This window comes from Corynebacterium sp. HMSC076G08, from assembly GCF_001811515.1.
In the GTDB taxonomy this organism is placed as follows: domain Bacteria; phylum Actinomycetota; class Actinomycetes; order Mycobacteriales; family Mycobacteriaceae; genus Corynebacterium; species Corynebacterium hiratae.
The window spans coordinates 1-22,767 of the sequence record NZ_KV805050.1 but is presented as its reverse complement, the minus strand read 5'-3'; the positions used below and the strand labels follow the sequence as shown (position 1 = coordinate 22,767).

Here is a 22,767-nt window from a genome sequence, read left to right as displayed (position 1 = left end):
ATGGCTGACATGCATCACCCAGACGAAGGATCCTTTGAACGCATGACCAGCGGGCAGTGGTTCATGCCCAGTGTCAACGAGGAGGTTAGCGCCGAACATCGACGCGGCTTCCTGCTGGCCAAGGAGCTCAATGAGCTGCAAAACACCAACCCAGAGCGCGCGAAGGAGATTTTGCGGGAACTGTTGTCGCCCGAGTCCGAGGTTCCCGGGCTGCACACGCCGCTCAACGTCGAGTATGGCTGCAATGTGACCATCGGAAAAGACGTGTTCATCAACTTTGGTGCGACAATCCTGGCGCAGGCGCCTGTAACCCTCGGAGACCGCGTCATGATCGGGCCGAATTGCTCGCTCATCACGGTGGGCCACCCCGTCAACGATCATGAGATGCGGGCGGAGGGCTGGGAGATTGCGAAGCCCATTAGCGTCGGGCGCAACACGTGGTTCGGCGCCAACGTCACGGTGCTGCCGGGCGTGAACATCGGCGAGGATTGTGTCGTTGGAGCGAACACACTGGTCACCACAGATATCCCGGATAGGTCACTGGTGCTGGGTCAACCCGGTCGTGTGGTGCGCACGCTGGAGGACAACGAAGATAGGTGGGAGCGCCAGGATCTCGATGTTTGATCTCAAGGCGATCGGCAAGGGGCTACCCGTCCTGGAGACCATCGATTCTCTGCCTTCCGCCGGTCACGTCGTAGTCCAGGCTCCGCCCGGCACGGGTAAGACCACGCTCGTTCCGCCGGCGCTGGCTAACCAAGTAGAGGGCAAGGTTCTCGTCACCGCGCCGCGCCGCGTAGCTGTGCGTGCTGCGGCAAACCGCCTTCAAGAGTTGTCAGGCCAGCGCATCGGCTATGCGGTGCGCGGTGATTCCCGCAAAGGCGCAGACGTCGAGTTTGTTACCCCAGGTGTTTTGTTGCGCCGCCTGCTGCGGGATCCGGAACTTGAAGGAATTTCCGCCGTAGCCATCGACGAGGTGCATGAACGCCAGCTCGATACTGACCTCGTACTCGGCATGTGCTTGGAGTTGGCACAGCTCCGCGATGATTTTCGGGTCATTGCCATGTCCGCGACTGTCGACGCCTCCCGCTTCTCCCAGCTCATGGGAGGGGCGCCGATCCATTCCACTGAGGCCGTTACATATCCGCTCAACATCTCCTATGAACCGATTCCGGGGCGCGCTGCGGGAGATCGAGACTTTTGGAAAGGCGTGGCGAGGGTTGCCGCGCGGCAGCACGAGTCCACGCTGGTCTTTGTGCCGGGAGTTCGCGAGGTCAACCTGGTGTGTGATGCCTTGAGCGGCCACAACGTTTTTCCGCTCCATGGCCGCCAAACCACGCAGGAGCAGGACGCTGCGCTGTATACGCGAGAACAGCGCATCGTCGTCGCCACGTCCATCGCCGAATCTTCGCTGACCGTGCCGGGTGTGCGCACCGTCGTCGATGCTGGGTTGTCCCGCGTCCCCAAGCGGGATGTGCAGCGCGGGATGAGTGGGTTGGTGACAGTATCGACGTCGAAAAGCAGCGCCGACCAACGCGCCGGACGTGCCGGGCGTGAGGCGCCGGGTACCGTCGTCCGCTGCTATTCGCAGGAGGACTACCAGCACTTTTCCCCGCACGTCACCCCGGAGATCCTCTCTGCGGACCTCACGCAGGCGGCGTTGTTCATGGACTGTTGGGGCGCGGGACCGGACTTCCCGTTGCTGGATCCCCCACCGGGGCCCGCGCTTGCCGACGCCCACCGCACCCTAGATCTGCTCAACGCTGGCGAAGAACTGGCGCTGCTGCCGACGCACCCACGGTGGGGCGCGGCACTGTTGAAGTACGGTGCGGGGGCGGCGCAGACGATTGCCCGCCTGGATGATTCGGATCCGAAGCGGCTTGCCCGCCTGGTGCCCAACAAAGGTCCGGTGGACCCAGGCGTGGTGGTCGCTACTGCCTTCCCGGAGTTCGTGGCTAAGCGCGTAGGTGACAAGGAGTATTTGTTGGCGAGTGGCACCCGCGCGCGGTTTCTCGAGGATGGTCACGAGTGGTTGGCGGTGGCTGAGGTGTCGTTGGCGCAATCTGGAAACGCCATCATTCGTGAAGCAGTGCCGATTGCGGAAAAAGACGCGCTCGAGATCATCGGCGTGACCGAAGAGACGCGGGCTTTTCTCGACGGCTCCAAAGTGCGGGGAATCCGTGTGCGTGCGGCAGGCGCCATCGTATTGTCGGAAACCCCAGTGAAGGTCTCCGGTGATGAGGCGGTGGAGGCACTACGCAACTCCGGACAGGGTTTAAACCTGTTTCACTTCAGCGAGAAGGCCCAGAACCTGCGGGAACGTATGCGGCACTTACACGCTGCATACGGTGAGCCATGGCCGGACGTGGACGGTGATGATCTGAGCTGGCTGGAGCCGGAGCTGTATGAACTGGCTTCCGGTAAGCGCCCAGACATGTATCCGGCGCTGCAGCGCCTGCTGCCGTGGCCCGAAGCTAGCCGCTTGGATGAGCTCGCGCCGGAACGGTTATCGGTTCCGTCCGGACGTGCTGCGAGGATCGATTGGTCCGGCGAGCGCCCAGTGGTCTCCATCAAGTTGCAGGAATGTTTCGGGTTGGCGGAGTCTCCCGAATACTGCGGCCATCGCGTGCAATTTCATCTGTTATCCCCCGCCGGCCGGCCACTTGCCGTCACCGATGATCTAGCGAGCTTCTGGTCTGGGCCCTATGCCGGGGTGCGCGCCGACATGCGCGGGCGCTATCCCAAGCACCCGTGGCCGGAGGATCCGTGGAATGCGGTAGCAACCGCAAAGACGAAGAACCGGATTTAACCCCACTGCTGCCAGGCCAGGTACACGCTCATCACCACGACGAGAGTGAGCAGTGCATAGCGGATGAGCTTCGCACCGCCGCCGAGCACTGTTCGCGCGCCCAGCTGCGCGCCGATGATATTTGCTGCTGCGAGAACAAGTGCTAGGCCCCATACCACGTGCCCGCCCACGATAAAGACCACGAGCGCGCCGACGTTGGTACATGTGTTGACCACCTTGGACATCGCGGCGGAGGTAAGGAAGTTCTGGGAAAAGATGGCGGTGAAGGCCATGATGAGGAACATGCCGGTGCCGGGCCCAAAAATACCGTCGTAAAAGGCAATGGCCGCCACGGCGGCTAACCCGGTCCACGTGCGCCAGCCGCCACGGATACCGTCCCCTTCGCCGCTGCCGAAGTCTGGGCGAAAGGCCACGAAAATGCCGACTGCCACCATGAGCACGATGATGACCGGCCGCATGACGTCCTTATCCATGAGTGCGGCTGCTGCAGCGCCGAGCCCGGAACATAGGAGGGCGATAAGGCCCATACGGATGAGCTCGCCCTTCGGCGGGCGGACCTTCTTGACGAGTGTGATGGCAGCAGAGGCCGTTCCAGAGACCGCCGCCACCTTGTTCGTGGCCAGGGCTGTGGCGGGCGCAAGCTGGGGCGCGACCGCCAGGATGAGCGGAATGAGCACGAGCCCGCCGCCACCAATGACGGCATCGATCCATCCGGCCACGGCAGCGCCGATGGTGAGAATCGCCCAACCGCTTAATCCGAAATCCATGTCCATCATTAAACTCGATTCCATGTCTGTTCGTACGAGATGGGTCATCGTGGCCCCGGGGTCTGCAGCACTGGGGGCATTGTTTAGCTACCTTCACGTACCCGCAGCCTGGATCCTCGGCGCCATCGTGGTCTCGGGAGCCATGGCCTTGACGACGGGCAAAGAACTCGCCGTTAATGAGCACTTTTATTCTGTCGCCCGCGGGTTCATCGGAATGATGGCGGGCATACCACTGACCTTAGTTCCTGCCTCCACGCTCCTTGGCTTTGTGCCAGCCGCGGTGACGATGTCACTCATCACTGTGCTTATCGGTGTCGCCGGCGGCGTGCTGCTACACCGCTCACAGCCGAAAGATATTTCCTGGGAGACCGGAATCTTATCCATGCTGCCGGGCGGGGCCTCGCTCATGCCGGCGCTAGCCAGTGAACTCGGTGCGGACTACCGCTACGTGGCGCTGACGCAATACCTGCGCCTTCTGGCGGTGTCGGTATCGCTGCCTTTGGTGGTGTCGTTGTTGGATGCCCCCGCTGGTCACGGTGTCGACATGAGCGTTGACGGCGAGGTCACGTGGTGGATCGTGGGGTTGACGGTCGCCATCGCCGTGGTTGGTGAGAAGCTAGGCAAGCTGGTGCGTTTGCCAGCTGCTGCTGTTTTGGGGCCACTCATCTTGACGGTGCTGGTCGCGCAGGTTATTCCCGCCGGCCACACTCTGGAGCCGCTCTACGTGTTCAAGATCATGGCGTTTATGTCCATCGGCTGGGTCTGCGGTGGTGGGCTTTCGGTACCGGCACTGCGGGCCTTCGCCAAGCAGCTACCGGCGACGATCCTCTTTATCGTTGTCGTGATCGGCGTGTGCGCATTGACCGCACTGCCTCTGACCGCATGGCTGGACATAACCTACTTCGAGGCTTACCTCGCCACCTCACCCGGCGCGCTGGAGACGGTGCTTGCGCTGTCTGCGGAAGGAGGCGCGGGCCCAGCCGTGGTGGCCGTGCAGATTATCCGGCTCATCATCGTGCTGGTCATCGCCGGCTACCTGCCGCAGATTTTGCGGCTATTCCGCAAGCGCCGCTAGTGGAACCACCCACACTCCATCTGACCGTTGGAAAGCTGGTCCGCTGGGAATAACCACGATGAGAGCGGCCGGTGGCAAGGAGACCTTCTCTGCCACTCTTAACAAATGTGCCGCCGCGGCATCGACCTCGTTGTGCGAAAGTTTCGCTTCAAATCCCACCCACGAGCCATCCCTGAGTTCCACTATCGCGTCAATTTCTTCGCGGCCCTTCATATCCCGCAGATGGAAGACGCCTCGTGCCCTTAATGCTTGAGCATAAACGCGCAGATCGTGCACCAGTTGCGCCTCAAAGAGAATGCCCAAAGTCTCTAGATCACCAAGCAGTTTGTCTGGCCCAACCGCCAACAATGCAGCTGCCAAGCCAGGATCCGCGAGCTGACGCTTCGGCATCTGAACCATGGTTGTCTTAGATCTCGTCTTTGGTGACCACGCGGGCTGGTCTTCAACTAGGAACAAACGTGTAGCAAAATCATGAATAACGTTGACGGTTTCTGCTGCCGGCATAGGAGTAGCACTGCTGAGCTCGCCAATGCGTTTACGAATCGCTGCAGCGGTGGCCGGTTGAGCAACTAGCCCCGCGTAGGCGCGAAGAAAAGACTGGAAACGGCGCGGATCGCGGCGCGGACCCCCAAGTTCCGGGTAGTCGTGCTCGCTCATCTCCGTGAGGTAAGACTCCATCCCCTCTTGGGCATCTAGAGGATCAAGGTCGAAAAACTCTGGGAAGCCACCGGCAACGATCCAGCGGGCATAATCCGCCACGGTGGCGTCCGTCCCAGCCGTGGGATCCTGATTGCCGGAAATAATCGCGCCTAGTGATACGCGCTCAGCCAAATCTCCACGCTCTGCCAGGCTCAACGTACGCAACTGAATCGAGCGAATACGCCCAGCCCCCGAATGGCGGGTGGCATCGTCATCGGGTGTCGAGGAACCCGTGAGGAGGAACTGTCCCTTTTCTCGCGAGTCATCGACCGCATGACGCACTTCGTTCCAGATAGCAGGAACAACCTGCCATTCATCGATAAGCCGGGGCCGCGCCCCTTGAAGCCCTAGTGCCGGTTGCATGCGAGCAACGTTTGCTTCAGGAGTGTCACGGTCAAGCTGAATGACAGACTTAGCAAACTGGCGCGCCGTCGACGTTTTGCCGCTCGCGCGGGGGCCTTTCAGGAAGAGGGCTCCGGCAACGCGAAGGCCTCTTTCTACTTCTGCATCAACAATTCGCGGCAGGTACATACCAGGTACCCTAGTCCGAAACATGGATAAATTACAGAGTCACTAGTGGATAAATCCAAGAGTCAGGTGTGGATAAATCCAAGAGTCTGACAGCTAGTCCAGAATCGTCTCGCGCAGGATCGACATCGGCACTGAGCCCAGAGCCAATGCCTGGGAGTGGAAATCACGTACGTCCATCCCCTGTTCGACTGCGGCGTCGCGGGTCTGCTGCCACAGGCGCTGGCCCAAGGCATAAGACGGCGCCTGGCCCGGCCAGCCCAGGTAACGGGTGACCTCGAAGGAGAGGTTGGCATCGTCCATCGCGGTGTTCTCACGCATGAAGGTCTTGACGTGGGACTTGTCCCAGACACCGGACGCGGTGCACTCCGGCAACGCCTTGCCCAAGTGGAGTCCGATGTCCACCACGACGCGGGCGGCGCGGAAGCGTTGGGCGTCGAGAAGCCCCATGCGGAAGCCCGGATCATCCATGTATCCCAGCTCCGCCATGAGTGCCTCAGCGTACAGAGCCCAGCCCTCACCGTGGCCGGAGTTCCACGTCACCGCACGGCGCCATAGGTTGAGATCCGGCTGGGTCAGCGCGGCACCAATCTGCAGATGGTGGCCCGGCGCGCCCTCGTGGTGGACGGTGGTTAGTTCCTGCCAGGTGTGGAAAAGCTCCTGGCCAGCCGGTACGGACCACCACATGCGGCCGGGGCGGGAGAAGTCATCAGACGGCGAGGTGTAGAAGATACCGCCGGTGCCGGCCGGGTCAATGCAGCACTCGATTTCTTTAACCGCCTCCGGGATGTCGAAGGCGGTGCCGTCGAGGTCCTTGATGACGCGGTCCGCGGTGGACTGCATCCACTCCACTAACGCGTCGGTGCCGTGCAGCTGGTAACGCTCCTCCTCGTTGAGTTTGCGCATAGCTGCGCGCACGGTGACGTCGGAGCCATAGAGCTCGTGGGCGATCTTTTCTTGTTCCGCCTTGATGGAGCGCACCTGGTCCATGCCCCACTCATAGGCCTCATCGAGGTCCACGACATCGCCGACGAAGAGCCTGGAGAAGCGCTCGTAGCGCTCGCGACCCACCGCGTCTTGCGATGGTGCCTGCGGCTGCAGCTCGTTAGAGAGCCAATCGGCGAACTCGCCGAAGGCTTCCTTAGCCGCGTCCACCTCTGGGCCCTCAACGCCAAGGTCCTCGAGCATGGAGCCGGCGTCGGCAAGCCGCTCGCATTGCACGAAGACATCGGAGATCTGGCGCTGCGGCGCGACCATGCCACGCGAGGCCGCCTCGGTGAGGGACTCCTTGTAGCCGTTGAGCGAGGTTGCCACCTTCGACAGGCGCGAACGCAACGCATCAAGCTGTTCCGGGGTGTCCTTCGGCATGAGCATGAGGGTGTCGCGGATGGTCTGCACCGGGGAGGCAATGTTGTTAAGGCAGCGGATGTCCTCACCGGCATGGTGCAGGTCAAGATCCAGGCAGAGACGGTCGCGCAAGACGGCGGCGGTGACGTAGTCCACCTCGTCAAAATCGTCGTCATCGTCGGATTCGTCGGTGGTGTCATCGAGGGCATCGAGATCCGCCATCATCTCACGAGTGCGATCCGCCACGGAGGAGTAGTACTCCGGGGAGAAATCTTCCAACTCTCCGTCGAAGCCAGGAATTCCCCACGCGGTGGCATCGGTGGGCGTGAGCTGCGCGAGGTCGTGGACGAAGTTATCGCACGACGCGTCCAGCAGCGAAGGCTGGCGCTCTGCGTTCTGGTCAAAACTCATAAGGGCGAAGTCTAACGAAGATCCAGGGGGTTGGGCCAACCCAGCGCCGCCTTATTTACCAGGTTGTTAGCTAATTGTTGCTCCACTTACTTCCCGGGCTCGTCCATGATGCAAATTGATCCAGGACTTCAGCTGGAAACGGGCTGACCACGAGCGCGTCGAGGAAGCGTTTTTGAACGAACCCCTCCTGCACCATTGCGGAGTACATGTTTATAAACGGCTGCCAGAAACCGTTGACGTCTACTAGGCCCACCGGGCCATCAAGGTTGCCTAATTGTTGCAGGGTAAGCACCTCGGTGAGCTCCTCTAGAGTTCCCACGCCGCCCGGCAGGCACACGAAGGCATCCGCGAGTTCCTCCATACGCGTCTTGCGCTGCGCCATGGTGTCCACGACCTCGAGCTTGGTTACCCGCTGGTGTGACATCTCGTAATCGACGAGCTGCCGCGGGATTACTCCGATGACGGTGCCGCCGGCTGCCAAGCAGGAATCCGCGACGATGCCCATCAGGCCCACGTCACCGCCGCCATAGACCAGGGTGAGGTTGCGCCGCGCGAGCTCCTCCCCCAAAAGGTGTGCGGCTTGGCCATAGGCTTCAGAGTTTCCGACGGCGGAGCCGCAGTACACAGCAACAGAATCCATGAACACCACTCTAACGCAGACACACTTCTAGACTATGATGTCTACTGAATCCCAATTTCTATTAGACAATGCGGTCTGGTGAATTTATACTTGCGCCATGATTAAATCTGGTCCCGTGTTCACTCGCCCCCGCACCCCGGCGGCGAAGTGCCTCCACATCATTCGACTCAATCCCGTTGTGACCCGCAGTGAACTTGTCGAAGCCACGGGGCTATCCCAGCCCACGATTACCCGCGCCACTGCCGCGCTGCTGGGCGCTGGGCTGATTCGCGAGCGCACGGATTTGACTCAGTCCCGCGGGCGCGGACGCCCCACCGTGCCCCTAGAGGTAGCGGATAATAACTGGATGCTCGCCGGCATTGCGGTTGGTACCGCCTTTACCCACATCGCCTTCTTCGATACCAAGGGGCGCACCCTCCGCGAGGAAGACGTGGCTACCCCGGTTTCGCGTTTGAGTGCAAGCGATGTCATCGAGCACATCATCGCTGGTGTCAATCGCCTCATGACCGGCCTGGATCTCCGTTTGGTTTCAGTCGGCGTGACCACCTCCGGCAGCGTCAACGAGGCCGGACGCATCACTGCCCACAACCTGGGCTGGGACGAGATGGACATCGCCAGCCGTCTGGAGTACCAGTTCGGCGTTCCGGTTGTCGTGTCTTCCGTCATCCCCGCCATCCTGGGATCCGAAACGCAGTCCGCGGAGCTGGGCGCGGAAAAGCCCGTCATGGTGCTCTACGCGGATGACTCCGTCGGTGCTGCGCTCACAGTCGGCGATGAAATTGTGCAGCTCGAACTCGACGGTGCTGACGCCCTGGCCACGCAGGCGATACTGAATGAGACCGGCGGAAACTCATTCCCAGACGTGGTGGCGAATGCTAACGATCAGACGCGAGCGCTTCTCGACGACCGCGCGCGCTCCCTCGGCACCACCGCCGCTGAGCTGTTGACGGAGCACACGCCCGATACTCTCGTTGTGGCCGGCGGTGCCTTTTCGGATGATCCGGCGGCCCCGAAGCTCTTTGCTTCCGCCGTGCGCCAGGCCACCGATCACCCAGTGGAGCTGCGCATGATCCCCTCGCACACCGAAATTGTGCGCGCCTGTACCCGCGCTGTGGCGCTCGATCCACTGCTGCGCGTACCGCTGGAGCTCGGCCGCGAGGCGAAAGCTGCCTAAAAAGGGATCGAATTGATGCCCGTAAAAAGGTGGGCCTTGAGCCCGAGGCGCTGCGCGCCAGTGACGAAGTCGGGCCGATCATCGAAGAAGTGCGTGTCCTTGGCCTGCGCGCCCAGGGCATCGACGGCCACGAGGTAGGCCTCCGGATCTGGTTTAGCTACCCCGATATCGCAGCTCAGCGTCACGGCGGCGCATTCCTGAAGCCAGGTCTGCGTCTGGCGGATCCGGGTTCCCAGTACCGCCGGCACATTCGCTAGGATGCCGACGCTGTGGCCTTGACCGATGAGGTTTAGCACCGCACGAACTACCTGTGAGTCGGCAACCAGCAGGCGCTCAGTGTCCAGTTCGGTCGCGTGGCTGACGTCAAAGGAGTCCAGTTCAGTCAGCGCGCGGATGCGCCCCCAATATTGCGAATCACTCAGATGCCCAGAATTATAAGCTGGGCGAAACTCCTCATAGATGGACCAAAAGTGTTCTACGTTTTCGGGACGGAGATAATCCTCCAGCTCAGCGTTCCCAGCGGGCCGCATGAGCACGCCGTAGAGGTCGAAGAGCAAAGTGGCCATGCGCCCAGTGTAGCCAGACCGCAATAGCGCCGGTCAGGGTGCCCGCCACGAAAAGCGGAAGCGACAGCGTGCCGTGGGCCCACAACGTCGAGATCGCTCCCACGAGGAACAAGCCGCCCACGCTAAACAAGGAGCGGCTCAGCGCCGTCGATGCCGCAGCCGCGCCCAACAAGAGGGCAAGTCCTGCAAACGGACCAAGCATGACGGCAAGAGCAAAGAAGAAGGTTCCCAGCACCATGTTCGTTGCCGCCAGCCACGTGCCACCGACCAATGCGATCACAAGGCCGGCCAGGGCACCGCAAATGAGCATCAGGCGCGTTGTAGTCATAAAAGAAATTCTCCCACCAACCGCAGGGGGCTGTGGGAGAATTCATGCAAACTATATGGCTTCGTTACCGTTGCGCCAGCGAACCATCGATGCGCAGCAGGCCCGAGCCGTCATTGCCCACCAGCTTGAGCTGGTCAATGATCTCGGACACGGTGGACTCCTCCTCAACCTGCTCCTCGAGGAACCAGTTGATGAGGGCGCGGGAATCGAGATCCCCGGCGGCATCCGCGGTGCGGGCGATCTCCCGGATCTGCTCCGAGACCTTCTGCTCATGCGCGAGGGAGGCCTCGAAGGCATCGAGCGGGGTGGCGGCCTTGACGGAGCCGACCTGGATATCCTCCAGCTCGACGCGGTAGCCGCGGTCCAGCAGGTGCTCGGCGAACTTCTGTGCGTGCTCGCGCTCTTCCTCTGCCTGCTTGAAGAACCAATCGCGCATACCTGGGAAGGACAGGTTGTCCATCTCGTAGGCCAGCTGGGTGTAAATCAGGGCCGCGCCGTGCTCGTTGTTGACCTGCTCATTGAGGAGGGTTTGCAGCTTCTCGTCCATGAAAGTGATTCCTTTCGTCTGTTTGGTGTTACCCACAATACAGAAAAAATTCGGGCACGCTAGCAAGGCGATCTTAAGCAAACTCGCACGTCATAAGACTTTTTCTGATAGGTTTACCTAACTCAAACCGGAAATCCTCTGGTAGCGCGCGAGGCTAACGCCATCGAGGCCGCGGAATTCCACCGCTATGCCACGGCTTGCGTACTTGTTCTCCACGGACTCGAGTACCGCGACGGTCGAGGCATCCCAAATATCGGCCTCCGAGAAATCCACGATGATTTTGTCCACCGGCAGGGTGTAATCGAAGGCGTAGACCAAGTCGTTCGAAGAGGCGAAGAAGAGCTGGCCGCGCACGGTGTAGACGTTGCCCTCCAGCTCCACCGACACCAGGTGCGCCACGCGGCGTGCAAAGGCTATCGAGGCGGTCAGGACGCCGAGGATCACACCGACCGCCAGGTTATTTGTCACCAGGGTGCCAATCACCGTCACGAGCATGACGAGGGTTTCGCTCAACGGCATGCGGTGAATCGTGCGCACCGAGTGCCAATCCACGGTGTGGAAAGACACCATGAACATGACCGCCACGAGCGCGGCCATGGGGATTTTTCCTACGGTATCGCCCAACACGAGGATGAGGATGAGGAGGAAGACGCCGGCGAGGAACGTCGACAAGCGCGTGCGCGCCTGGGATTCCTTGACGTTAATCATGGTCTGGCCGATCATTGCGCACACGCCCATGCCGCCGATGGCCGCGGCGAGCATGTTGCCGATGCCCTGGCCCACGGATTCGCGCGTCTTATCGGAGTGGGTATCCGTGAGGTCGTCGACAAGCTTGGCGGTCAGCAGGGATTCCATAAGGCCGACGAGTGCAACGCCCAATGCATAGGGAAGGCAGAGGAGAATAGTCTCCTTCGTCCAAGGTAAGTCCGGAATAACAAAACCGGGCAGGGAGGTCGGCAGCTCGCCTTGGTCCGCGACGTTGGGAACCTGCCAGCCGAAAATCACAGTGAGTGCGCTAACCACGATAATCGCGACGAGCGGGGCGGGGATCACCGTGGTAATCCGCGGCCACACCACCATGATGACGAGGCCTAGCGCGACAAGGGGGTAGACCAGCCACGGCACCTGCCACAGGTGGCTCAGCTGCGCCGTGAACATGAGGATGCCCAGGGCGTTGACAAACCCCAGCATGACGCTGCGGGGGATGAAACGCATGAGCTTGGCGACGCCCAGCACTGCCATCACTACTTGGAGAATTCCCGCCATCCAGATGGTCAGCAGCACGTACTGCAGGCCATGCTCGTGGGCAAGTGGTGCGATCACCACGGCGACAGAGCCAGCTGCAGCAGAGATCATGGCCGGGCGCCCGCCGGTGATGGCGATGGACATCGCCATGATGACGGAGGCGAAGAGCCCCACCTTGGGGTCGAGTCCGGCGAGGATGGAGAAACTTAAAACTTCCGGGATGAGGGCGAGCGCAACAGCAAGCCCGCCAAACACCTCCTTGCGGAAGCGGGCGGGCGAGCTAAAGGCCGCGCGGAAAGAACCGGCGGAGGCTTCTGGCATTAATGTCCTTCCTGGAAAGAGCCATCGCGCGTGATGACTGGCAGGACGGACCATGCGAAGTTGATCCACTGATCGGTCTTCTTCCACGAGAAGTCCGGCTCAAAGATGGTGGTCGGCTTCGTGTAGATCACCGCGGACTTGACCTCGGACGCGGTCTGCTCGAGCAGGTTGACCACGAGGTCGAGGGTCTTGCCGGAATCCGCCACGTCATCAACGACGAGGACCTTCTTGCCCTTGAGCGAATCAGTGTCCAGCTGCGGGTTAAGGAGAATCGGCTCCGGGAGGGTCTCACCGATATCGGTGTAGAACTCCACGTTGATAGCACCCATCTCCTTGACCCCGATGGCGTAGCCAATAGCGCCGGCTGGGATCAATCCACCGCGGGCCACGCCCACGATAAGGTCGGGGAACCAACCCGAATCCACGATTTCTTGGGACAGGGAGCGACTGGCCTCACCGAAGACCTCCCACGTCAGGTTCTCGCGTTCCGGGTTCCACCACTCCGGGGTGCTCATCGTCTAGGTCTCCTTCGCCAGATTGTGCATTTCCCTCAGTCTAATCATCAACCTCAGCGAAACGGTACCTCTCCTACCGTTCGGCGCAATTTGCGGGTGCGCAGCCGCTCCGGATTTTCCGCCAAAGCCTCCACCGCGCGCACCGCGCACATCACGTGTGCCTCCTTCGAATTGGAATAAAAGGCCTGCGCTTGGGCGGGAAGCTTGGGCACGGCATGCAGAGGGAGATCGGAGACCGACAGCAGCGTGCCATAAGGGATGCGGTAGCGGTAGCCGTTGGCGGCGAGGGTGCAGGATTCCATATCTACTGCCACCGCGGTGGAGTGGCGCAGCCACTCCCACAGATCACGGGAGGTGCGCCATTCCCAGTTGCGATCATCGGTGGAGAGCACCGTGCCGGTGCGCATGAGCGAATTGTCTTTTCCATAGACCTCGTCGACGGCGGCCTCCAGCATGCGCTGGATCTCCGGGATGGCGGGAATCGGGTTGCTGGTGGTGACGGTGCCGTCGAGGATGTGGTCTTCGCGCTGATAAGCATTGCCCAGGATGAGGTCACCGATGCGCATGCGGCCATCAAGCCCTGCGCAGTGGCCGATCATGATCCAGGCCTCCGGGCGCAGGACTGCCAAGCAGTCCGTGATGGTTTTGGCATTGGAGGGGCCGACACCGATGTTGATCATCGTGATGCCATCGCCGCCGGCGGTGATGAGATCAAAACGTGGCATCTGGTAGCGGGAGGTGAGGGTGAGCTCGTCGACGTCGAGAAGCACCGCGTCATTGGGGTGGATGGTCTCCCCCGTGGGCAGCACGAGCGCGGTGTAGCGCGAGTCCTCACGTGAGAGTTCGCGCAGGCCGAACTTGACGAACTCGGTGGTGTGCATGGCGTAGTTGGTGAACAGGATGTACTTCTGCACGGTGTCCACCTCGATGCCGGTGTAGTGCTCGATGCGGGCGCAGGCAATGTCGAAGCGCTGCGGGCCAAAGTGGAACAGTGGTTTTTCCTTGCCGTGGAAAGCCTTCCAAGCGCCGTCCACGATTCCGTCATGCACCGCATCGAGGGTGGGCCGGGGGATGTCGCCACGGTCCTGGGGAATCTGTGTAATCCCCCGAATATACTCCGGCGGGATGCGCTCATCCGATTGACCGACGTAGAGATCGCACAGGTAGTTGTTGGTGAGCCGCGTGAGCTGCTCTGTCAGGTAATCACGAATCAGCCATGGTTTGGATATCACCGCCGAGTAGCGGCCCTCTTGGTCCACGTAACCGAAGGGCTCGGAGCGGTCGATGGGCGTCCACTGGCGTACATGCACGGTGATCTTTGGGTACACCACGTGGCGGTAGGCATCGTGGTCCCCTGAGGCCAATGCTTCACGTGCCAGCGCACAGGAACTGTCATAGAGCTCGCAGAGACGAGCAACCGCTTCGTTGACGGAGTGGACATGCTGCAGGTCGGTCATGCCCGCGAGTGTATCCATGAAAGAAGCCCGCCGCGGTGAAGCGGCGGGCCCTATCCCCATGACTAATCCGGTAACGCGTACGGTGTGGAGCTCACCGCCGTTCCGTATTAGGCAAGCCTTAGCTTAGTACGAAAGTTGGATAGGGGTCAAGAGTAAACTGAAATTTCATGACCCCACTCCCCCTCGGTGCCCGCAGACGCCCACGCGGCGTCTACGAAGACGACTGGTCCGCGCGCCCTACCGCCGAACGCCCCTGGCCGGTTGTCTTGATCCACGGAACCTGCGACAGCAAGGGGATATGGCAGGTTCTCGCAGACATGCTCCGCGCCGCTGGCTGGGCCACCTTCGCCCCTGACTACGGGACCCGCGCCACTGGCCCCCTGCAGGAATCCGCTCGGCAGCTCGACGCCTACATCAACGCCGTCCGCACCGTCACCGGCGCGGAGCAGGTGATTCTCGTGGGCCACTCCCAGGGTGGATTATTGGCTCGGTACTGGATGCGCATGCACGATAGCGCGGAGTTTGTACGGCACGTGGTGTGTATCAGCTCTCCCAATCACGGCACGACCCAGGGTGGAATCGCCAGCCCCCTCTTTCGCAGCGAGAGGCAGGAGGAGGTGGCGCGCTCGCTTATCGACGGCTGGTTTGGCCCCGCCGGCATGCAGCAGGTCACCGGCAGCGAGATTGTTGAGGCCACGAACCGCGGCAGCGAGGTCGAACCCGGGGTGAGCTATACGTGCATCGCCACGCGCGCCGACGCCATCGTGGTTCCACCAAACACCTGTTTCCTCAATGGCCCGAATGTCCACAACGTCTATATCCAAGACATCGAGCGCCTTGCGATTATTCGCCACGAGGATATGCCCATGGATAGGCGGGTATGCCAGTTTGTCCTCGAGGAACTGGAGCGGCTCTAGAGCTCCAGCTCGTCGAGAACCGCGTCGAAAGCTGGGCCCACCTGGGTCCGCCACAGCGTGTCCACACGGTCATCCGCGCGTCCTGGCCCTCCATTGATGGTGGCCACGCGCTTGCCCTGTTTCTTCGCCTCCAGAACGAAGCGGAAGCCGCTCATCACCGCCAGCGACGAGCCGGCTACCAGCAGGGAGTCAGACTCGTTGACCATCGCGTAGGCGGCGTCCTTTTTAAAAGTCGGAACGGGCTCGCCGAAATAGACCACGTCTGGTTTGAGGCGCTGTGAGCCGCACCGCACGCAGCCGGGCATGACAAATTCTTCGACCGCTTCTTGGCTGAGGGCAACGTCGCCGTCAGGGTTAACGTCCTCTTTGTTGACTGCCCAGCGTTGGAGGTATGTCGGGTTGGCTGTGGCGGCGCGGGCGTCGTAGTCCGCGCGTGTTTCTTCGTATCCGCAGCTCAAGCACACCACGTGCTGCATGTCCCCGTGCAGGGCAATGAGGTTGCGCTGCCCGGCTTCCTCGTGCAGGCCGTCTACATTCTGTGTGACGACACCCGTAAGGAGCCCGGCGCGCTCGAGCTCGACCAAGGCGTAGTGCGTGCGGTTAGGGTGTGCAGCTTGCATGACCCGCCAGCCGACGAAAGCACGCGCCCAATAGCGGTGCGAGGCCTGCGGATCGTGCAGGAACTCCTGGTAGGTCATGGGGCGGTGCCGGCTGAGGGAACCGTGCGGTCCGCGGTAGTCGGGCACGCCTGATTCTGTAGAGACTCCCGCCCCGGTGAGGACCATGACGTTGCCGCGGCGCAGTTGATCGGTGACGGCGTCCAGTGCTTGTTGTGGGGGAGTCGGCTCAGCGATCTCGGCGACGACCCGGGAGATGGAGCGCAACGCGGACTGGTGAGCGTGGGCAACGGCGGGATCCATGGTGCCCCAGCTTACGGGAGAGCCTCCTCGTAGAGATGATCTGAATCGAGCTCGCCATGGCGCGAACAGCGCGCGTTCCAGCCATCCGGGCGCACCTGCACCACCATGCGGCGCCCACACAGCTGGCAATAGCGCGGGACGTCCAGGCCCGCCGCGGCCGCCGGGTGCAAGGTGAATTCCTCGCTCAGTGGTTTCCCCGTGTTGGGGTGGAACAGCGGCTCATCGCCAGCAAGGACGGCGGCGGCCAGCTCCGTCGAGCTGTTCATCAGAGCGCCTTGATGGGCAGGTCGATGCGGCCGAGCATGTCGACGTCCTTCTCGATCTGCTTGCCCAGCGTGGTCAGGTAGTTGCCGGCGATGATGGCGTTGATGCCGCCGAGGAGGCCCTTTTCGGTGCCGTCATCACCCAGGGAGAGCTCGCGGCCGCCCGCAAAACGGAGAGTCACCGACGGCATAGCCAGGCGGAAGGCGGCCACGGCGCGCAGTGCCTCACCGAGCGGGACCAACGGGTAGTTCGCGAATGGTGTGCCCGGGCGCGGGTCGAGGAAGTTCATCGGCACCTCGCAGGGCTCGATCTGGGCCAGCTGGTAGGCGAACTCGGCGCGATCCTCGAGGGATTCACCCATGCCAATGATGCCGCCGGAGCAGATCTCCATGCCGACAGCACGGACGTTCTCGAGGGTCTCTTTGCGCTCCTCCCAGGTGTGGGTCGTGACGACGTTGGGGAAGAAGGACTTGGAGGTCTCCAGGTTGTGGTTGTAGCGCTGGGCGCCCATGTCCTTGAGGCGCTGGGCCTGCTCGCGGGTGAGGGTGCCCAGGGACAGGGAGATTTCGATATCAACTTCATCGAGGATGGCCGGGATGGCCTCGGCAACCTGGGACAGGAGGTTCTCGTCTGGGGCCTTAACGGCCGCCACAATGCAGAACTCCGTCGCACCCGTCTTGGCGGTCTTCTTGGCGGCCTCCACCAGCTCCGGGATGTTGAGGCGCGCGGCACGCACGGGGGACTCGAAAAGGCCCGACTGCGAGCAGAAGTGGCAGTCCTCCGGACAGCCGCCGGTCTTAATGGAGATGATGCCTTCCACGGAGACGTCCGGACCGCACCACTTGAGGCGGGTTTGATGCGCGATGTCCGCAATCTCTTCCAGCTGCTCATCCGGGATCTGAAGGACCTGCAGCAGTTCTTCTTCGTTCAGGCCGATGCCCTGCTCCAGGGCCTTCTCGCGTGCGATATCTACGATGCTCATGCGGGAAACCTTACTTGAACACCGTTCAAGTTGTGGTAAATCCGCGTGTTTTGTTCGGTCCGGACTAACCTCTAGGCCATGGATTCCACGCTCTATGACGACACCCTCGCGCTACTCCAGGAGCTTATTCGCAATGCCTGCGTGAATGACCTCACGCCTGACTCCGGCAACGAGGTCCGCAACGCGGATACTCTGGAGAAGTTCTTCAACGGTACCCCGGTGGAGATTCAACGCTATGAATCGCACCCAGGCCGCGTGACCATCGTGGTGACCGTTCCGGGTGACCCGGACAAGGAGCCGCTGACGCTCATGGGCCACACGGATGTCGTGCCCGTCGACGAGCCCAAGTGGACCAAGCCGCCCTTCGACGCCGTCATCGAAGATGGCAAGCTCTACGGCCGCGGCGCGGTGGACATGCTCTTTATTACGGCGACGATGGCGGCGGTGGTCAGGGACGTCGCCAAGCGCGGCAATCCCGGCGGCACCCTGGCGTTCGTAGGTATGGCGGACGAGGAGGCCCGCGGCGGTTTGGGCTCCATCTGGATGGACAAGCACCACCCGGAGGCCTACTCGGTGCGCAACTGCCTCTCGGAGACCGGCGGCAGCCACCTGCCCGGCGCGCTCGGCTTCAACGTCGGCGAAAAGGGCGCAGGCCAGCGCCGCCTGCACGTGCACGGCGATGCCGGCCATGGCTCGACGCCCTTCGGCAAGGACTTTGCCATCGTCAAGATTGGTGAGGTCGCTCGCCGCATCGCGGCCGCGGAGCCGCCCGTGGCGACGGATGAGGTGTGGCAGGGATTCGTCAAGACCTTCCGCTTCGATCCCGCAACGGAGGCAGCGCTTCTCGACGGCTCCGCTACCGCCGCAGATTATGAGAAATTCGGTAATTTGTCTGCCTACGCCCACGCCTTTTCGCACACGACGATTGCCCAAACCGTCCTGCGCGCGGGTGGTGCCATCAACGTGCTGCCCTCCCACGCCTACCTGGAGATGGACATCCGTCCCTTCCCTGGCCAGACCCAGGAGGAGCTTGATGATTTCCTACGTGAAGCGCTCGGAGATATGGCCGAGGAGGTAGAAATCGAGCACCTTATTACTGAGGACGCCACACAGTCCTCCACCGATACTGAGCTGTGGCGCTGTATTGAAGAGACCGCCCACGAGTTCTTCCCAGAAAAGAAGGTGTTGCCGGTACTGGCGACGGGTGGTTCCGACCTGCGCGTGGCTCGTCGCCGCGGCGGCAACGCCTACGGTTTTGCACTGCACGCCGAGGATCGAGACATGGCCAGCGCGAACTCGCAGCTGCACAGCCACGACGAACACCTGTACTTGGAGGACTTGGATTTGACCGTGAAGGCGTATTCTTCGCTGGTCGATCGTTTCCTGAGCCGCTAACGCAAACGTGTAAAAGCTGTGGCACAATGTGGCGCATGAGAAAAAAGCTTGTCCTGTGCTCCGTTGCTGCCGCCATCGGCCTGTCCGCCCCTACCGCCTCCGCCGACATGGTGGATGACTACCTGGCTAAGGTCCCGGCCGGCCAAATCTCCTGCGAGCAGGCCACCAAGTACTACACCAACCCGTCCGACTACAACAGCAAGAAGTCCCAGGCGCTCGCTGCCGCTAACTTCCACCCGCGCGGCGGCGAGATCCGCGACGCAGTCGCCCGCGCCGACGAGGCCATCGCGCGCTGCGGCCTGAATGGCGGCGGTGGCAACGCTGCTAACAATGGTGGTGCCCCAGCCAACAACACTGCACCAGCTAACAACACCGCGCCTACCAACAACGGTGGTACCCCAGCCAATAACGGCAATAAGGCCCCGGCCAACAACGCTTTTCCGACCTTCCCGCTGACCATCGGCGGTTTCACCATTAACGTTCCGGACATCGTGGCCTTCCTCAAGACCCTCGTCGAGGGCACCCCGCTGGCCCAGCTTTTGCCGTAGAAGGCTAGCGGAAATACGTCCCCGCGTGCAGCGCACAGCCGGTATTGAAGGCATGCCCGCACGCGGGGCACTTGTTCGCAACGACGTCGACAAGCGTGTGCCAGTGGCGGCACCGGCCCTCCGCGTCAATCGCTCCGTGGATCATGGCCACGACTCTAACAGCCGCGCCATCGCCCGGTAGGCCGGCGTGATGTCCATGCGCAAGCGGTTCTCCAGCAATTCCGCAGGGAAATCGGCGGGGAGAAGCTGTGCGGGGAAAGGCGGGGTACGGCGCAGCGCCGCGAAGGCGGCGGCGTGGCGGCGCGTGGTTTCGACGACGATGCCAACGTCATCGGTGGGCAAAGGGGGAACGTCGCCCAGCGCGCTAATACGGGCAGCACTGTCCTCGAGGTCCCACGCGGTGGCGATAACGTCGCGGGCAGTGTCCTCATCCACGGACCAGGTGCCGATAAAGGTTTTCTGCGCCCACTCCCCCGGCGCGTGGGCGCCCACCAGGACTCCAGGCCGCAACTGCCGGAAACCGCTGGCATGGGCGGCGCGCAGGAGGGCATCTCTTTCCGCGCGGCGATCCTCGCCGATATCGAAGATCACCGTGTGAAACGCCCCTTCCCACTGGAAGTCGCGCGGCGAACCTAGGTGACGAAACTCCGCAAGGTAGTCACCCACCATGGAATACACGGAACAACGCCCCACTCGGCGCGAGGATAGGTCGCCCGCGCGCACCATGCGTGATAAGTACGTGCGCGCGCCGGCCGGCGACAGACCCAGCCCAGTGAGGATCGGTGTCAGCACGGGCCCGGGGAGCTCCTCGCGGCGGGCCAACCCACAGAGGTATCCAAAAGTTCCTGGTCCAACGTCAGCCATGCCCCAACCCTAGGGTTTTTATGTGTCAGAAACAAACCGATTCGTATGTTTTGTGGCACACTATGTGGCATGAGTCTCAATCCACGCCTGCTCAACTTCCTCATCCTCGGCGTCTTCGACGTCGGCCTGGCCATCCTGCTCTTCCAGATCGTCGATTCCGCAACCAACAACCACGTCTATGCCTACCTGGCCGCTAGCATCGGCCCCCTTATCGGCGGCATCATCCAGCATGTGCGCCAGAAGTCTTTTTCTGGGATTTCTGCGTTGATCCTTGCCTTCAACGTTGCTGCAGCGTTGGCCACGCTGGTCGATGGCACCGATGAGCGCCTCCTGCTGGTTAAGGGCAGCGTTGTTACCGGCATTATTGGCTTGCTCTTCCTCGGCAGCTTGGCCCTTGGAAAGCCCCTTGCCTTCTACTTTGGCCAGCGCTTTGGCACCGACGGCACAAAGGAAGGCGTCGCCTACTGGAACGGATTGTGGAAATACCCGACCTTCCGCGCCTCCCAGCGCTACATCACCATCGTGTGGGGCGTCGTATTCCTGCTCGAAGCCATCATCCGCGTCGTCGCCGCCTATTCCCTCCCCTTCACCACCGCCTACTGGCTGTCGAATGCGTTGCCCTTCGTGGCCCTCGCTATCTGCTTGACAGCCACCTTCGCCATTGCTGCACGCGCCCGCAAGTCCGCGCCGACCCCGGCCTAGCGCATGAGCCCCCACAGAATCTGCTCGTGCACGCGCGGATCATGGGGCAGCTGCCCGTGCTCGACGGGGGAAGATTCCACGTTGGCCACATCCGCGCCCGGAACAGCGCTCAACTCAGAGGTCTGATTCGGCGTCACAGTGCTATCCGCCGGCGAGTAGATGGAGGTATAGGTGACGCCGGGCGCGGTGTCCGGCAACTGGTTGAGATTCTCCATGAACTCCGAGCCCTCCAACTGTTGAATGCCGGCGCTGGTACCCACGAATTTGACCACGCTGGGGGCGATTTTGGCTGCCGTGCTTAGCGACGTTGCCCTGCCGCCCCACGTCGTCCCGTGAAAATTTGCGCCAATGGTGACCACGCGGTTCACTTCTTCGGGCGAACCGTAGAGCTGGGTGAAAGTCTTGGTGTGCAGGCCGCCCTGGGAGAAGCCCACGAGGTTTACTTTGTTTGCTCCGGTGACCTCCCGGATGTGCTCTATCTGCCTGGCTATTTCGCGCCCAGAGGACTCTAGATCCGCAATCCCCTTCAGGTAGTCATAAGCGTTCTGGTAGGCCACGTCCTCGGCGCCATAATCGAAGGCCCACACGCACATGCCCAGGTCCTTGAGCTTTGGGATGAGGTCGTTCCACTCGGCCGAGTTAGCCGAGGTTCCGTGCAGCAAAACGACCGGCTCGGTGACAGGACCCGTGGGCTGGCAGTCGGGATCGTTGATGCCGAGACCCTCCGCAGCGGAGGTCTCCATGGTTTGAGCATGGGCCGGAACGGGGGCCGCAGTGGCGAGGAGAATAGCGAGGAAGGCACGCTGCAGGAAGCCGTTTTTCATAAGGAGACAGCTTAGCGCCGATCCCTGAGCGTCTGCTGTACGGTTCCTGTATGCCTAACGACCTACCAGGAGGAAAGGCTGCTCAAGCTGCTGGAGCGCTTGGATTCTTTCTTTTGGGTCTGGGCGTGTTTCTTTGCTTCCTCGAATGCTGCGGGCGAGTCGAAGTCATCGTAGCTATCCATCAGCGCCCGCAGAGACTGCAGATTCGGATAGATTTCGCTGTGCCACATGTGGCGGCGCGTGCCATCGGTGCACTCCTCGTTTTCTTCACCGCCGGTGTGCACCGCGAAGATCATGGTGTCCTGGTAGAGCGGCGCGCCGGAATCTCCGTTGCACGTGCGCGAAGCAAACATGGAGCGCGATTGGATGAGATTATCGAAATCATAGCCTTGGATCTCCCCAGCGACCCCAGTCTCTTCGACGCGGACCACGGCCTCGGAGGCAAAATTGTGCATCCCCCCGTAGCCCACGAGGAAGAGCGAGTCATTGACGCGCAGTGGCCGCGAGGGCAACTCGAAGGCCTCCGCGTCCATGGGTTCCGCTTTCAGCAGGGCGACGTCCGACTTCTCTGCTACCGGGGTGGAGGCGAGCACCTTGGCACTGTCACCATCCGCCTGCGTGAGACGCAGGTCGCGGCCCAAGCAGTGTGAAGCAGTAAGCCACCAATCATTGCCGATGTACCCCGCGGAGCACTCGCGTTTGCCGTTTCGCCACAGCGCCGCGACGCGATCATCGCTGGCTGCAACCGTGCTCGTTGCCTGTAGAACCCCGGGGACGTTCGCAGAAGTGGGGGCGCCAAACAGGGAGGACGTCACTGTCACGATGATGGAGAGCAAGGAAGCGAGAATACCAGGGAACACAAGGCGTAACTCTATCAGTGAAATCGCATGCGTGTGTTCAGAAGACTGAAATGGTAGCGGTGTGG

25 protein-coding genes are annotated in these 22,767 nt (G+C 61.8%); 8 read left to right on the top strand and 17 right to left on the bottom strand.

What is annotated here, in order from left to right:
• Positions 1–9 precede the first annotated feature (9 nt).
• Positions 10–624, top strand: a complete 615-nt coding sequence (locus HMPREF2806_RS07485) for a sugar O-acetyltransferase (RefSeq protein WP_369799714.1) — start codon at positions 10–12, stop codon at positions 622–624.
• Positions 617–2,806 carry an ATP-dependent RNA helicase gene (locus HMPREF2806_RS07480; RefSeq protein ID WP_070517086.1) on the top strand — a complete coding sequence of 730 codons (2,190 nt, stop codon included), beginning with the start codon at positions 617–619 and terminating at the stop codon, positions 2,804–2,806. Before HMPREF2806_RS07485 ends, HMPREF2806_RS07480 begins: the two co-directional genes overlap by 8 nt.
• On the opposite strand, the gene HMPREF2806_RS07475 is transcribed toward HMPREF2806_RS07480, so the two are convergent.
• Positions 2,803–3,579 (bottom strand): TSUP family transporter, encoded by a 777-nt coding sequence (locus HMPREF2806_RS07475; RefSeq protein WP_369799713.1) that lies wholly within the window; start codon positions 3,577–3,579, stop codon positions 2,803–2,805. The two genes, HMPREF2806_RS07480 and HMPREF2806_RS07475, sit on opposite strands and share 4 nt — an antisense overlap.
• Between HMPREF2806_RS07475 and HMPREF2806_RS07470 the strand changes: the two genes are divergently transcribed.
• The gene (locus tag HMPREF2806_RS07470; RefSeq protein WP_070517084.1) at positions 3,572–4,648 is read left to right on the top strand and encodes an AbrB family transcriptional regulator; all 1,077 of its coding nucleotides are present in this window, start codon (positions 3,572–3,574) and stop codon (positions 4,646–4,648) included. The genes HMPREF2806_RS07475 and HMPREF2806_RS07470 overlap by 8 nt on opposite strands.
• Here HMPREF2806_RS07470 and HMPREF2806_RS07465 read toward each other — a convergent pair.
• The 3 genes from HMPREF2806_RS07465 to HMPREF2806_RS07455 form a co-directional block, all read right to left on the bottom strand.
• On the bottom strand, positions 4,628–5,878 hold the full coding sequence (locus HMPREF2806_RS07465) for an ATP-binding protein (RefSeq protein WP_070517082.1): 1,251 nt from the start codon (positions 5,876–5,878) through the stop codon (positions 4,628–4,630). The two genes, HMPREF2806_RS07470 and HMPREF2806_RS07465, sit on opposite strands and share 21 nt — an antisense overlap.
• A 93-nt stretch (positions 5,879–5,971) precedes the next feature.
• Positions 5,972–7,633, bottom strand: a complete 1,662-nt coding sequence (locus tag HMPREF2806_RS07460; RefSeq protein WP_070517080.1) for a DUF885 domain-containing protein — start codon at positions 7,631–7,633, stop codon at positions 5,972–5,974.
• A gap of 70 nt (positions 7,634–7,703) precedes the next feature.
• Positions 7,704–8,273 carry an LOG family protein gene (locus HMPREF2806_RS07455; protein ID WP_049156802.1) on the bottom strand — a complete coding sequence of 190 codons (570 nt, stop codon included), beginning with the start codon at positions 8,271–8,273 and terminating at the stop codon, positions 7,704–7,706.
• 97 nt (positions 8,274–8,370) lie between these two features.
• On the opposite strand from HMPREF2806_RS07455, the gene HMPREF2806_RS07450 reads away from it, so the two are divergent.
• Positions 8,371–9,447: an ROK family protein gene (locus HMPREF2806_RS07450; RefSeq protein ID WP_070517078.1), complete on the top strand. Its 1,077-nt coding sequence runs from the start codon at positions 8,371–8,373 to the stop codon at positions 9,445–9,447.
• Here HMPREF2806_RS07450 and HMPREF2806_RS07445 read toward each other — a convergent pair.
• The 6 genes from HMPREF2806_RS07445 to amn all read right to left on the bottom strand — a co-directional run bounded on the left by HMPREF2806_RS07445 (position 9,444) and on the right by amn (position 14,426).
• Positions 9,444–10,013, bottom strand: a complete 570-nt coding sequence (locus HMPREF2806_RS07445; RefSeq protein ID WP_070517076.1) for an HAD-IA family hydrolase — start codon at positions 10,011–10,013, stop codon at positions 9,444–9,446. The two genes, HMPREF2806_RS07450 and HMPREF2806_RS07445, sit on opposite strands and share 4 nt — an antisense overlap.
• Positions 9,955–10,341 carry a hypothetical protein gene (locus tag HMPREF2806_RS07440; protein ID WP_070517074.1) on the bottom strand — a complete coding sequence of 129 codons (387 nt, stop codon included), beginning with the start codon at positions 10,339–10,341 and terminating at the stop codon, positions 9,955–9,957. The genes HMPREF2806_RS07445 and HMPREF2806_RS07440 overlap by 59 nt, the downstream gene beginning before the upstream one ends.
• A 64-nt stretch (positions 10,342–10,405) precedes the next feature.
• Positions 10,406–10,888 (bottom strand): ferritin, encoded by a 483-nt coding sequence (locus HMPREF2806_RS07435; RefSeq protein ID WP_070517072.1) that lies wholly within the window; start codon positions 10,886–10,888, stop codon positions 10,406–10,408.
• 117 nt (positions 10,889–11,005) lie between these two features.
• A complete protein-coding gene (locus HMPREF2806_RS07430) occupies positions 11,006–12,454 on the bottom strand; it encodes a SulP family inorganic anion transporter (protein ID WP_070517071.1) in 1,449 nt (482 codons plus the stop codon).
• Positions 12,454–12,969 (bottom strand): phosphoribosyltransferase, encoded by a 516-nt coding sequence (locus HMPREF2806_RS07425; protein ID WP_070517069.1) that lies wholly within the window; start codon positions 12,967–12,969, stop codon positions 12,454–12,456. The genes HMPREF2806_RS07430 and HMPREF2806_RS07425 overlap by 1 nt, the downstream gene beginning before the upstream one ends.
• A 53-nt stretch (positions 12,970–13,022) precedes the next feature.
• On the bottom strand, positions 13,023–14,426 hold the full coding sequence (gene amn, locus HMPREF2806_RS07420; RefSeq protein ID WP_070517067.1) for an AMP nucleosidase: 1,404 nt from the start codon (positions 14,424–14,426) through the stop codon (positions 13,023–13,025).
• A 167-nt stretch (positions 14,427–14,593) separates the two neighbouring features.
• Between amn and HMPREF2806_RS07415 the strand changes: the two genes are divergently transcribed.
• The gene (locus tag HMPREF2806_RS07415; RefSeq protein WP_070517065.1) at positions 14,594–15,343 is read left to right on the top strand and encodes an esterase/lipase family protein; all 750 of its coding nucleotides are present in this window, start codon (positions 14,594–14,596) and stop codon (positions 15,341–15,343) included.
• Here the strand turns inward: HMPREF2806_RS07415 and HMPREF2806_RS07410 are convergent.
• Genes HMPREF2806_RS07410 through bioB form a run of 3 tightly spaced genes read right to left on the bottom strand, consistent with a single transcriptional unit; the run spans position 15,340 to position 17,509 of the window.
• Entirely contained in the window at positions 15,340–16,263 is a 924-nt protein-coding gene (locus tag HMPREF2806_RS07410; RefSeq protein ID WP_046648626.1) for a Sir2 family NAD-dependent protein deacetylase, read from the bottom strand. The two genes, HMPREF2806_RS07415 and HMPREF2806_RS07410, sit on opposite strands and share 4 nt — an antisense overlap.
• Positions 16,264–16,274: 11 nt before the next feature.
• Positions 16,275–16,529 carry a biotin synthase auxiliary protein BsaP gene (locus tag HMPREF2806_RS07405; protein ID WP_046648628.1) on the bottom strand — a complete coding sequence of 85 codons (255 nt, stop codon included), beginning with the start codon at positions 16,527–16,529 and terminating at the stop codon, positions 16,275–16,277.
• Complete coding sequence (gene bioB / locus HMPREF2806_RS07400; protein WP_046648630.1) at positions 16,529–17,509, bottom strand: biotin synthase BioB; 981 nt, start codon at positions 17,507–17,509, stop codon at positions 16,529–16,531. The genes HMPREF2806_RS07405 and bioB overlap by 1 nt, the downstream gene beginning before the upstream one ends.
• Positions 17,510–17,587: 78 nt before the next feature.
• Here bioB and HMPREF2806_RS07395 point away from each other — a divergent pair, with 78 nt between their 5' ends.
• Together HMPREF2806_RS07395 and HMPREF2806_RS07390 are read left to right on the top strand one after the other, a co-directional pair.
• Entirely contained in the window at positions 17,588–18,904 is a 1,317-nt protein-coding gene (locus HMPREF2806_RS07395; RefSeq protein WP_070517064.1) for a M20/M25/M40 family metallo-hydrolase, read from the top strand.
• Positions 18,905–18,939: 35 nt separating this feature from the next.
• A complete protein-coding gene (locus HMPREF2806_RS07390) occupies positions 18,940–19,452 on the top strand; it encodes a hypothetical protein (RefSeq protein ID WP_369799712.1) in 513 nt (170 codons plus the stop codon).
• Positions 19,453–19,456: 4 nt separating this feature from the next.
• On the opposite strand, the gene HMPREF2806_RS13595 is transcribed toward HMPREF2806_RS07390, so the two are convergent.
• Together HMPREF2806_RS13595 and HMPREF2806_RS07385 are read right to left on the bottom strand one after the other, a co-directional pair.
• Positions 19,457–19,597 carry a hypothetical protein gene (locus HMPREF2806_RS13595; protein ID WP_168162654.1) on the bottom strand — a complete coding sequence of 47 codons (141 nt, stop codon included), beginning with the start codon at positions 19,595–19,597 and terminating at the stop codon, positions 19,457–19,459.
• A complete protein-coding gene (locus HMPREF2806_RS07385) occupies positions 19,594–20,316 on the bottom strand; it encodes a hypothetical protein (RefSeq protein ID WP_083306527.1) in 723 nt (240 codons plus the stop codon). The genes HMPREF2806_RS13595 and HMPREF2806_RS07385 overlap by 4 nt, the downstream gene beginning before the upstream one ends.
• A gap of 69 nt (positions 20,317–20,385) precedes the next feature.
• On the opposite strand from HMPREF2806_RS07385, the gene HMPREF2806_RS07380 reads away from it, so the two are divergent.
• Positions 20,386–21,018, top strand: a complete 633-nt coding sequence (locus HMPREF2806_RS07380) for a VC0807 family protein (RefSeq protein WP_070517057.1) — start codon at positions 20,386–20,388, stop codon at positions 21,016–21,018.
• Here HMPREF2806_RS07380 and HMPREF2806_RS07375 read toward each other — a convergent pair.
• Together HMPREF2806_RS07375 and HMPREF2806_RS07370 are read right to left on the bottom strand one after the other, a co-directional pair.
• Positions 21,015–21,842 carry an esterase/lipase family protein gene (locus HMPREF2806_RS07375; RefSeq protein WP_049156667.1) on the bottom strand — a complete coding sequence of 276 codons (828 nt, stop codon included), beginning with the start codon at positions 21,840–21,842 and terminating at the stop codon, positions 21,015–21,017. The two genes, HMPREF2806_RS07380 and HMPREF2806_RS07375, sit on opposite strands and share 4 nt — an antisense overlap.
• Positions 21,843–21,904: 62 nt before the next feature.
• Positions 21,905–22,702: a trypsin-like serine protease gene (locus HMPREF2806_RS07370; RefSeq protein ID WP_070517055.1), complete on the bottom strand. Its 798-nt coding sequence runs from the start codon at positions 22,700–22,702 to the stop codon at positions 21,905–21,907.
• Between the last annotated feature and the right edge of the window lie 65 nt (positions 22,703–22,767).

What these genes read in the sequence shown, in the direction of transcription:
- HMPREF2806_RS07485 (WP_369799714.1), top strand. Translation starts at nt 10, where the DNA reads ATGCATCACCCAGACGAAGGATCCTTTGAACGCATGACCAGCGGGCAG.
- HMPREF2806_RS07480 (WP_070517086.1), top strand. Translation starts at nt 617, where the DNA reads ATGTTTGATCTCAAGGCGATCGGCAAGGGGCTACCCGTCCTGGAGACC.
- HMPREF2806_RS07470 (WP_070517084.1), top strand. Translation starts at nt 3,572, where the DNA reads ATGTCCATCATTAAACTCGATTCCATGTCTGTTCGTACGAGATGGGTC.
- HMPREF2806_RS07475 (WP_369799713.1), bottom strand. Translation starts at nt 3,579, where the DNA reads ATGGACATGGATTTCGGATTAAGCGGTTGGGCGATTCTCACCATCGGC.
- HMPREF2806_RS07465 (WP_070517082.1), bottom strand. Translation starts at nt 5,878, where the DNA reads ATGTACCTGCCGCGAATTGTTGATGCAGAAGTAGAAAGAGGCCTTCGC.
- HMPREF2806_RS07460 (WP_070517080.1), bottom strand. Translation starts at nt 7,633, where the DNA reads ATGAGTTTTGACCAGAACGCAGAGCGCCAGCCTTCGCTGCTGGACGCG.
- HMPREF2806_RS07455 (WP_049156802.1), bottom strand. Translation starts at nt 8,273, where the DNA reads ATGGATTCTGTTGCTGTGTACTGCGGCTCCGCCGTCGGAAACTCTGAA.
- HMPREF2806_RS07450 (WP_070517078.1), top strand. Translation starts at nt 8,371, where the DNA reads ATGATTAAATCTGGTCCCGTGTTCACTCGCCCCCGCACCCCGGCGGCG.
- HMPREF2806_RS07445 (WP_070517076.1), bottom strand. Translation starts at nt 10,013, where the DNA reads ATGGCCACTTTGCTCTTCGACCTCTACGGCGTGCTCATGCGGCCCGCT.
- HMPREF2806_RS07440 (WP_070517074.1), bottom strand. Translation starts at nt 10,341, where the DNA reads ATGACTACAACGCGCCTGATGCTCATTTGCGGTGCCCTGGCCGGCCTT.
- HMPREF2806_RS07435 (WP_070517072.1), bottom strand. Translation starts at nt 10,888, where the DNA reads ATGGACGAGAAGCTGCAAACCCTCCTCAATGAGCAGGTCAACAACGAG.
- HMPREF2806_RS07430 (WP_070517071.1), bottom strand. Translation starts at nt 12,454, where the DNA reads ATGCCAGAAGCCTCCGCCGGTTCTTTCCGCGCGGCCTTTAGCTCGCCC.
- HMPREF2806_RS07425 (WP_070517069.1), bottom strand. Translation starts at nt 12,969, where the DNA reads ATGAGCACCCCGGAGTGGTGGAACCCGGAACGCGAGAACCTGACGTGG.
- amn (WP_070517067.1), bottom strand. Translation starts at nt 14,426, where the DNA reads ATGACCGACCTGCAGCATGTCCACTCCGTCAACGAAGCGGTTGCTCGT.
- HMPREF2806_RS07415 (WP_070517065.1), top strand. Translation starts at nt 14,594, where the DNA reads ATGACCCCACTCCCCCTCGGTGCCCGCAGACGCCCACGCGGCGTCTAC.
- HMPREF2806_RS07410 (WP_046648626.1), bottom strand. Translation starts at nt 16,263, where the DNA reads ATGGATCCCGCCGTTGCCCACGCTCACCAGTCCGCGTTGCGCTCCATC.
- HMPREF2806_RS07405 (WP_046648628.1), bottom strand. Translation starts at nt 16,529, where the DNA reads ATGAACAGCTCGACGGAGCTGGCCGCCGCCGTCCTTGCTGGCGATGAG.
- bioB (WP_046648630.1), bottom strand. Translation starts at nt 17,509, where the DNA reads ATGAGCATCGTAGATATCGCACGCGAGAAGGCCCTGGAGCAGGGCATC.
- HMPREF2806_RS07395 (WP_070517064.1), top strand. Translation starts at nt 17,588, where the DNA reads ATGGATTCCACGCTCTATGACGACACCCTCGCGCTACTCCAGGAGCTT.
- HMPREF2806_RS07390 (WP_369799712.1), top strand. Translation starts at nt 18,940, where the DNA reads ATGAGAAAAAAGCTTGTCCTGTGCTCCGTTGCTGCCGCCATCGGCCTG.
- HMPREF2806_RS13595 (WP_168162654.1), bottom strand. Translation starts at nt 19,597, where the DNA reads ATGATCCACGGAGCGATTGACGCGGAGGGCCGGTGCCGCCACTGGCAC.
- HMPREF2806_RS07385 (WP_083306527.1), bottom strand. Translation starts at nt 20,316, where the DNA reads ATGGCTGACGTTGGACCAGGAACTTTTGGATACCTCTGTGGGTTGGCC.
- HMPREF2806_RS07380 (WP_070517057.1), top strand. Translation starts at nt 20,386, where the DNA reads ATGAGTCTCAATCCACGCCTGCTCAACTTCCTCATCCTCGGCGTCTTC.
- HMPREF2806_RS07375 (WP_049156667.1), bottom strand. Translation starts at nt 21,842, where the DNA reads ATGAAAAACGGCTTCCTGCAGCGTGCCTTCCTCGCTATTCTCCTCGCC.